5 protein-coding genes and 1 pseudogene are annotated in these 9,448 nt (G+C 62.7%); all 6 read left to right on the top strand.

Translation table 11 applies throughout. The features are described 5' to 3' along the window. Positions 1 to 962: glycoside hydrolase family 130 protein (locus tag QVP03_RS05110; RefSeq protein ID WP_288210653.1), on the top strand; the 962-nt coding region annotated here is incomplete at its 5' end. Next, positions 962 to 3,235, top strand: coding sequence for a GH92 family glycosyl hydrolase (locus QVP03_RS05105; RefSeq protein ID WP_022332490.1), 2,274 nt, complete (start codon positions 962 to 964; stop codon positions 3,233 to 3,235). The genes QVP03_RS05110 and QVP03_RS05105, both read left to right, overlap by 1 nt. Positions 3,236 to 3,252: 17 nt before the next feature. Beyond that, the gene (locus QVP03_RS05100) at positions 3,253 to 5,481 is read left to right on the top strand and encodes a GH92 family glycosyl hydrolase (protein WP_022332489.1); all 2,229 of its coding nucleotides are present in this window, start codon (positions 3,253 to 3,255) and stop codon (positions 5,479 to 5,481) included. A gap of 13 nt (positions 5,482 to 5,494) precedes the next feature. Continuing rightward, a pseudogene (locus QVP03_RS05095) lies at positions 5,495 to 7,842 on the top strand (GH92 family glycosyl hydrolase). A 405-nt stretch (positions 7,843 to 8,247) separates the two neighbouring features. Then, positions 8,248 to 8,715 carry a 5-(carboxyamino)imidazole ribonucleotide mutase gene (gene purE, locus QVP03_RS05090; protein ID WP_018695103.1) on the top strand — a complete coding sequence of 156 codons (468 nt, stop codon included), beginning with the start codon at positions 8,248 to 8,250 and terminating at the stop codon, positions 8,713 to 8,715. Positions 8,716 to 8,734: 19 nt separating this feature from the next. Next, on the top strand, positions 8,735 to 9,448 hold a 714-nt coding region (locus tag QVP03_RS05085; protein ID WP_288210652.1), incomplete at its 3' end, for an ATP-grasp domain-containing protein.

Genomic DNA, 9,448 nt, shown 5'->3' with positions numbered 1-9,448 from the left:
GGGAAGAGCGTCCCGCGGGGAGCAAGGAGGTTATGTGGCGCTATTCTGCCAACCCGATCATCGGGCGCGACGCGCTTTCGACCTCCAACTCGGTCTTCAATTCGGCGGTCGTGCCGTTTAAGAAGGGCAAGTACAACTATGCGGGTGTTTTCCGCTGCGACGACACGAATCGCCGCATGCGCATCCATGCGGGCTTCTCGGTGGACGGCATCGACTGGGACATCCGCGAGGAGGACTTCAACCTGGTGGGCGGCGACGCCGAGATCTCGGAGTGGGTCTACGGCTACGACCCGCGTGTGGCTCAGATCGGGGACAAATACTACGTGACGTGGTGCAACGGCTACCACGGCCCGACGATCGGCGTGGCGTGGACGGAGGATTTCGAGACGTTCCACCAGCTGGAAAACGCCTTCATCCCGTTCAACCGCAACGGCGTGCTGTTCCCCCGCAAGATCGGCGGGAAATTCGCGATGCTTTCGCGTCCGAGCGACAACGGGCATACGGCGTTCGGCGACATTTTCTATTCCGAGTCGCCCGACATGGAGTTCTGGGGACGCCACCGCCACGTGATGTCGCCCGCGGCGTTCGAGGTTTCGGCCTGGCAGTGCATGAAGATCGGCGCGGGGCCCGTGCCCATCGAGACCAGCGAAGGGTGGCTGTTGTTCTACCACGGGGTGCTCCGTTCGTGCAACGGCTACGTCTATGCGTTCGGCTCGGCATTGCTCGACCTGGATGAGCCGTGGAAAGTCACGGCGCGCAGCGGCCCGTACCTGATCTCCCCGCGTGAGACGTACGAGTGCACGGGCGACGTGCCGAACGTGACGTTCCCCTGCGCGGCGCTGCACGACTCCGCGACGGGGCGCGTTGCGGTCTACTACGGGTGTGCGGACACGGTTACGGGGCTTGCTTTCGGTTATATCCCGGAGATCATCGACTTCACCCGCAAAAACAATATACGCTGATGCCGCTGCGACGAACGCTCTTAACTGCTGCGCTCGCCGCAGCCGTTTTCTCGACACCGCTGCGTGCGCAGGAGCCTGCCGATTGGGTCGACCCGTTCATCGGGACGACCAATTTCGGGACGACCAACCCCGGCGCCGTATGCCCCAACGGGATGATGTCGGTCGTGCCGTTCAATGTGATGGGCTCCGACGAGAACCTCTACGATAAGGACGCCCGGTGGTGGTCGGCGCCCTATGAGTACCGCAACAAGTTCTTCACGGGCTTTGCACACGTCACCCTGAGCGGCGTGGGATGCCCCGAGCTGGGCTCGCTGCTGGTAATGCCGACGGCGGGTGCGCTGGACGTCGATTACCGCAACTACGGCAGCGCATATACCGGCCAGACGGCCTCGCCGGGCTACTATTCGAACCTGCTGACCAAGTACGGTATCCGCACCGAGGTGACGGCCACGCCGCGCACGTCGGCCGAGCGCTATACCTTTCCGGAGGGTACGGGACATATTCTGTTAAACCTGGGCGAGGGGCTTACCAACGAGTCGGGAGCCTGGGTGCGCCGCGTGAGCGACACCGAGGTCGAGGGCATGAAACTGCTGGGCACGTTCTGCTACAACCCGCAGGCGGTGTTCCCGGTCTATTTCGTGATGCGCGTCTCGAAACGCCCCGCGGCCACCGGGTTCTGGAAGAAACAACCCCCGAAACAGGGCGTCGAAGCCGAGTGGGACAAGGATGCCGGCAACTACAAGCTCTATACGCAATACGGCAAGGACATTGCCGGCGACGACGTGGGCGTGTGGTTCTCCTACGACATGCAGCCGGGCGAGCAGGTCGAGGTGCGCATGGGCGTTTCGTTCGTGTCGGCCGAGAACGCCCGCCTGAACCTCGAAGCCGAGCAGCAGGGGCGCTCGTTCGACGACATTCGCGCGGCCGCACGCCGCACGTGGAACGACGACTTGGGGCGCATCCGCGTCGAGGGCGGTACCGAAGCGCAGAAGAAGGTCTTCTATACGGGGCTTTACCATGCGCTGATCCACCCCAACGTGCTGAGCGACGTCAACGGCGAATACCCCGCGATGGAGAGCGCCGAAATCCGCACGGCCGAGGGCAACCGCTATACGGTCTTCTCGCTGTGGGATACTTACCGCAACCTGCACCAGCTGCTGACGCTGGTCTACCCCGAACGCCAACTGGAGATGGTGCGCTCGATGGTCGGCATGTACCGGGAGTGGGGCTGGCTCCCCAAGTGGGAACTCTACGGCCGTGAAACCTTCACCATGGAGGGCGACCCGTCGATCCCCGTGATCGTCGATACCTGGATGAAGGGGCTGCGCGATTTCGATGTGGACGCCGCCTACGAGGCGATGCGCAAGTCGGCCACGACGCCGGGCGCGCGGAACAGGATGCGCCCCGACATCGACCCCTACATCGAAAAAGGCTATGTGCCGCTGGGCTTCTACGCCCGCGACCTTTCGGGCGACAACTCCGTGTCGCACGCCCTGGAATACTATATCGCCGACCACGCGCTATCGCTGCTGGCCGACTCGCTCGGCAAAAAAGACGACGCGGCGCTGTTCCGCGCCCGCTCGCTCGGCTATAAGAACTATTACAGCACCGAGTCGGGCACGTTCCGTCCGATTACCAGGGAGGGTAAATTCCTCACGCCCTTCGACCCGCGCCAGGGCGAGAATTTCGAACCCGTCCCCGGGTTCCACGAAGGTTCGGCCTGGAACTATACGTTCTATGTCCCGCACGACGTGGCCGGACTGGCCCGGCTGATGGGCGGCAGGCGCCGATTCATCGACAAGCTGCAGATGGTCTTCGACCAGGGGCTGTACGACCCGGCGAACGAACCCGACATCGCCTATCCTTACCTGTTCAGCTATTTCCGGGGCGAGGAGTGGCGTACGCAGCGCGAGGTGCGGCGTTTGCTGGACAGGTACTTTACGACAGCCCCCGACGGCATCCCCGGCAACGACGACACGGGCACCATGTCGGCGTGGGCGGTCTTCTCGATGATGGGCTTCTACCCGGACTGCCCGGGGGAGCCTTACTATACGCTTACATCGCCCGTTTTCGACAAGGTGACCGTTACGCTCGACCCGAAATACTATCCGGCCGGGGAGCTCGTTATAGAAACGGAACGCTCCGGGGCCGGCGACGTCTACATCGGCTCGATGACCCTCGGTGGCAGGCCGCTGAAGAAATACCGCATTTCGCACGGCGAACTGGTGGGCGGCGGCCGGCTGGTTTTCGGATTGCAACCCGAACGCAAATAAAAACAACATATGTCCCTATGAATTTAAAATCTCTCTCAGCTCTCGGCGCAGGCCTGCTTCTGGCGGCCTGCTCGCAGGCACCTCGTACGGATTCGCTGACGCGGTATGTCGACATGCGTATCGGCACGGGCGGCCACGGCCATGTATTCATGGGCGCCAACGTCCCGTTCGGCGCCGTACAGCTCGGTCCCACGAGCATCCCGCAGTCGTGGGACTGGACGTCGGGCTACCACATTTCCGACACGACGGTCATCGGTTTCAGCCACACACACCTGAACGGCACCGGTATCGGCGACCTGTTCGACGTCACGGTGATGCCCGTCGTGGGGCAGGTGACCTATGCCCGCGGCACGGAGGACGACCCGCAGTCGGGCATGTGGTCGTATTTCAGCCACGCCAATGAAAAGGCCCGCCCGGGCTATTACGCCACGCGGCTCGACCGCTATGGCATCGACGTGGAGCTGACCGCCACCAAGCGCGTCGGCCTGCACAAATACACCTTCCCGGCATCGGCCGATGCCGCTGTGGTCTTCGACCTCGAGAACGGCGGCTGCTGGGATGCCCCGACCGAAACCTTCATCGAGCGTGCCGACGACCATACGATCAGCGGCTACCGCTACTCGACGGGCTGGGCGAATGACCAGCGGGTCTATTTCACGGCCGAATTCTCCAAACCCTTCAAGTCGCTGGCCATTTACGAGGGCGGCGAGGGCGGCGGCCTGCGCGAAGGCGACAGCTTCAGGGCGGAGCGCCTTTACGGCCGGGTCGGTTTCGACACTTCGGCCGGAGAGACGATCTATGTCAAGGTCGCCATTTCGCCCGTGAGCATCGAGAATGCACGCCTGAACATGCAGGCCGAGCTTCCCGGCTGGGACTTCGAAGCGACGGCCGCAGCCGCCGACCGGGCGTGGGACGCCGAGTTGCAAAAGGTGCGCATCGAGACTTCGGACGACGCCGCGCGCCGCATTTTCTATACGGCGCTTTACCACACGATGGTCGCCCCGTCCGAATTCTGCGACGTGAACGGCGACTACCGCGGTTCCGACGGCAAGATCTACCGCGCCGCGCCGTTCGTGAACTATACGACTTTCTCGCTGTGGGACACCTACCGCGCCGCCCAGCCCCTCATGACGATCCTCCACCCCGAGAAGATGCCCGACATCGCCAATACGATGCTCCATATCTACCGGCAGCAGGGCAAGCTTCCCGTATGGCACCTGATGGGTAACGAAACCGACTGCATGGTCGGCAATCCCGGTATCCCGGCCCTGGCCGACGCCGTGCTCAAAGGCTACGGCGGCTTCGACAGGGAGCAGGCCTACGAGGCGCTCAAGCAGTCGGCGATGCTCGGCGAGCGGGGTATGGATCTGCGCATGAAATACGGCTATATCCCCTGCGACCTCTTCAACGAGGCGGTGGCTTACGACATGGAGTACGCCCTCGCCGACTGGGCCGTGGCACAGGTCGCCAAAGAGCTGGGCAAGACCGCGGATTACGACTATTTCCTCGAACGAAGCAAATCCTACCGCCATTTCTTCGATCCGCAGACCCGCTTCATGCGCGGCCTCGATTCGAAAGGCCGGTTCCGCACGCCTTTTAATCCGTTCCGCTCGACACACCGCGCCGACGACTACTGCGAGGGCAACGCATGGCAGTACACCTGGCTCGTGCCGCACGACGTCGAGGGGCTGATCGGCTGTTTCGGCGGCAAGGAAGCCTTCACCGGGAAACTCGACTCGCTCTTCGTCGTCAGCTCCGTGCTCGAGGGAGCCGCCTCGCCCGACATCTCGGGCCTGATCGGTCAGTACGCCCACGGCAACGAACCCAGCCACCACGTCGTCTACCTCTACACGATGATCGGTCAGCCGTGGAAGACCGCCGACAAGGTGCGCGAGATACTGACGACGCTCTACCACGACCGGCCCGACGGGCTTTCGGGCAACGAGGACGTGGGGCAGATGTCGGCATGGTACGTCCTCTCGTCGCTGGGTTTCTACCAGGTCGAACCCGCCGGGGGCCGCTATTTCTTCGGCTCGCCGCTCTTCGACAAGGCTGAAGTGCGTGTCCGCGACGGCGTGCTGACCGTCACGGCGCATAACAATTCCGCCGCGAACAAATACATCCAGGCGGTGAAGCTCAACGGCAAGCCGTATACGAAACCCTATATTGCCTTCGACGACATCGCCGCGGGCGGTGTGCTCGAATTCGAGATGGGTGCCGAACCCGCAGTGTGGTATGAACTCTAAACATCGGAAGGCCATGAAAAAAGGATATATCGCATTTGCCGCCCTCTGCGCCGCCGCACTCGCTTCGTGCACATGTCCTTCGGCCGGGGAGCAGCGCCTCCGTCCTTCGGAGTACGTTTCGGCGCTGGTCGGTACGCAGTCGGATTTTTCGCTCTCGACGGGCAATACCTATCCGGCCATCGCCTTGCCGTGGGGCATGAATTTCTGGACGCCCCAGACCGGCAAGATGGGCGACGGCTGGGCATATGCCTACGGGGCGCACCAAGTGCGGGGGTTCAAGCAGACCCACCAGCCTTCGCCGTGGATCAACGATTACGGCCAGTTCTCGCTCATGCCCGTGCGCGGGGAGGACAAATTCGACGAGGAGTCGCGCGCCAGCTGGTTTTCGCACCAGTCCGAAGTGGCCAAACCCTATTACTATAAGACTTACCTCGCCGACCACGACATCCGCGTGGAGATCACGCCGACCGAACGCGCCGCGATGATGCGCTTCACCTTCCCCGACTCGAAGGAGTCGGGTGTAGTGATCGACGCCTTCGACCGCGGTTCGCAGGTCGGGATGGTCGACGACCGTACGATCGTCGGTTATACCACGCGCAACAGCGGCGGTGTGCCGGAGAATTTCCGCAACTGGTTCGTCGTGCGCTTCGATACGCCGTTCAGCGCCATCGAGCTGACCGATGCCCCGGACGGATACAAACCCGGCAGCAACCTGCTCTATCCCGAAGGGCAGAAGTCCGTCACGGGCGAACATGCCGTGGCCAAGGTGCATTTCGCAACCCGCCGCGGCCAGCAGATATGCGCCAGCGTGGCGTCGTCGTTCATTTCTCCCGAGCAGGCGTTGCAGAACCTCCGGGAGCTGGGCAGCGACGATTTCGAAACGGTGAAGTCCAAGGCGCAGGCGCGCTGGGACGATGTGCTGGGACGCATCGAGGTCGAGGGCGGTACGGACGACCAGTACCGTACGTTCTATTCGTGCCTCTACCGCTCGGTGCTCTTCCCGCGTAAGTTCTACGAGGTGACCGACCAGGGCGAGGTCGTGCATTACAGCCCCTACAACGGCGAGGTGCTCCCCGGCTACATGTATACCGACACCGGGTTCTGGGACACCTTCCGCAGCCTCTTCCCGCTGCCGAACTCTGTTTCTCCTCACTCTCACGCGTGAACCTCGTTTACCCGTCCGTGAACGCCGAAATCCAGCAGGGACTCGCCAACGCCGCCCGTGAGAGCGGTTTCCTGCCCGAATGGGCGTCGCCCGGGCACCGCGGCTGCATGGTGGGCAACAATTCCGCTTCGGTCGTGGCCGATGCCGTGGTGAAGGGCACGAACGACAAAGACCTCGGGGTGCTCTACGATGCGATGGTGTACGCCACGGAGCACGTGCACCCGACCGTTGCGTCGACCGGACGCTGGGGGCACGAGTACTACAACGAGCTGGGATATATTCCTTACGACGTGAACATTCCCGAGAACGTGGCACGTACGCTCGAATACGCCTACGACGACTGGTGTATTCTGCAGGTGGCGAAGAAACTGAACCGTCCCCAGGCCGAACTGGACAAGTGGGCGGCGCGTGCCCGGAACTACCGCAATGTCTTCGACCCCGAGACCCGCCTGATGCGCGGCCGCCTCAGGGACGGCAAGTTCCAGGCGCCGTTCAGCCCCTACAAGTGGGGCGACGCCTTCACCGAGGGTAACTCGTGGCATTATACGTGGTCGGTATTCCACGACGTCGAGGGGCTCGTCGACCTGATGGGCGGCCGGGAGCAGTTCGTCCAGATGCTCGACTCGGTATTCGTCGTGCCGCCGATCTACGACGACAGCTACTACGGATTCCGCATCCACGAGATCACCGAGATGCAGGTGGCCGACATGGGCAACTACGCCCACGGCAACCAGCCTGCGCAGCACATGATCTACCTCTATAATTATGCGGGTGCCCCGTGGAAAGCCCAGTACTGGGCGCGCGAGGTGATGGATCGCCTCTACTCGGCCCGCCCCGACGGCTATTGCGGCGACGAGGACAACGGCCAGACTTCGGCCTGGTATGTCTTCTCCGCCCTGGGGTTCTATCCCGTCTGCCCGGCTTCGGACGAATACGTCGTCGGTTCGCCGCTGTTCCGCAAGGCCGTCGTGAACCTCGAAAACGGGAATAAGATCGTGCTCGAAGCGCCGGACAACAGCCCCGAGAACCGTTATATCGGAGCCGTGCAGTTCGACGGGAAATCCTATACGCATAATTTCCTGCGCCATTCCGACCTCGTGAAGGGTGCCGGCGTCCGCTTCTCGATGCGTCCCGAACCCGATTACACGCGGGGTACGGAGCCCGGGGATGCCCCTTACTCGTTCAGCCGCGAATAACACGGACGGGTTGAACCGATGTCAATCCGCCGCGGCCGGTTCCGGCTGCGGCGGATTTTTTGTTTTTGCCGGAATCCCGAAATGTCGATAATTTGTCAATAGAATATGCCCGGGGATTTTGTAAATCGGCTGAAAAGCGCTATTTTTGTAGCGTTGTTTTGACAATTGTTAGGTTAATCCGAACACCTCCCCATGACATCTACCGACAGAATCGACCAACGCGAACGTAAGAAACAGCAGGGCCAGGCCGCTGCGTTCTATTCGTCGTCGTGCCGACAGCAGGATCGGAGTACGCAGATGCAAGGGCAGCAGGTGTCCGGGAGCGGAATACGCAGATAGATACCAGACCGCCATGACATACGTGTCGTGGCGGTCTGTCTTTTTTTCAAACTTAAAACCAAAGGTATGAAGGTCGGTGTTATTATGGGCTCGGTGAGCGATTATGAGGTGATGGCCGATGCCGTCGCCATGCTCGGACAATTCGGGGTCGATTTCGAAAAGCGCGTGGTGAGCGCCCACCGTACCCCTGACCTGCTGTGCGAATATGCCAAGACGGCCAAAAGCCGTGGTATCGGGGTGATTATCGCCGGTGCGGGCGGTGCCGCGCACCTGCCGGGCATGGTGGCCTCGATGACCACGCTCCCCGTGGTGGGCGTCCCCGTGAAGTCGCGGGCCCTGAACGGGCTGGATTCGCTGCTTTCGATCGTGCAGATGCCTGCGGGCGTTCCGGTGGCGACGACGGCCATCAACGGGGCGAAGAACGCGGCGCTGATAGCCGTGTCGATCCTCGCACTGCAGGATGCGGAGCTGGCTGCCCGGCTCGAAGCGTTCCGTGCGAAACAGACCGCCGACGTACTGGCGGCAGAACTTTAATCCGGCAGGGGAGGCGGCTATGGCAGAGACGGCGAAAACGATCGGTATCATCGGCGGCGGTCAGCTGGGGCTGATGATCGTCGAGCAGGCGCACCTGCTCGGGGCGCGCACGCTGTGCCTCGACCCTGCGCCCGACGCCCCCGCGTTCGCGCTGAGCGACGGGCACATCGTGGCGGCGTATGACGATGCCGCGGCGCTCGAAGAGCTTTGCCGCCGCAGCGATGTGGTGACCTACGAATTCGAAAACGTCCCGGGCAGCGTGCTGATCCCGCTGGAAAAGAAATACAACATCCCGCAGGGTTTCCGCCCGCTCTACGATTCGCAGGATCGCCTGCGCGAGAAGGACAATGCCCGCGCCAACGGGCTGCGGACGCCCCTGTACGCCGCCGTGGACGACGAGGCGTCGCTGCGTGCCGCCTTGGCCGAGATCGGATTCCCGGCGGTGCTCAAGACCCGTACGCTGGGATACGACGGCCACGGGCAATTGGTGTTGAAGGACGAGGCCGACGTGCCGCGTGCGCTGCCGATGCTCTCCGTACCCTGCATCCTGGAGGCGTTCGTGCCGTTCGATTTCGAAGCCAGCATCGTGATGGTCTCGAACGGGGAGCGCGTCATCCATTTCCCCATCGGGCGGAACGTCCACCGCGACGGCATCCTCGACCTGTGCTTCGTCCCCGCCGAGGGGATGGACGACGGCCTGCGCAGCCGCATGGCTGCGGCCGGCGGGCGGTGC

It is taken from the genome of Alistipes sp. CAG:29, from assembly GCF_000435435.1.
GTDB lineage: Bacteria > Bacteroidota > Bacteroidia > Bacteroidales > Rikenellaceae > Alistipes > Alistipes onderdonkii.
This window is presented reverse-complemented; position numbering and strand designations above follow the sequence as displayed.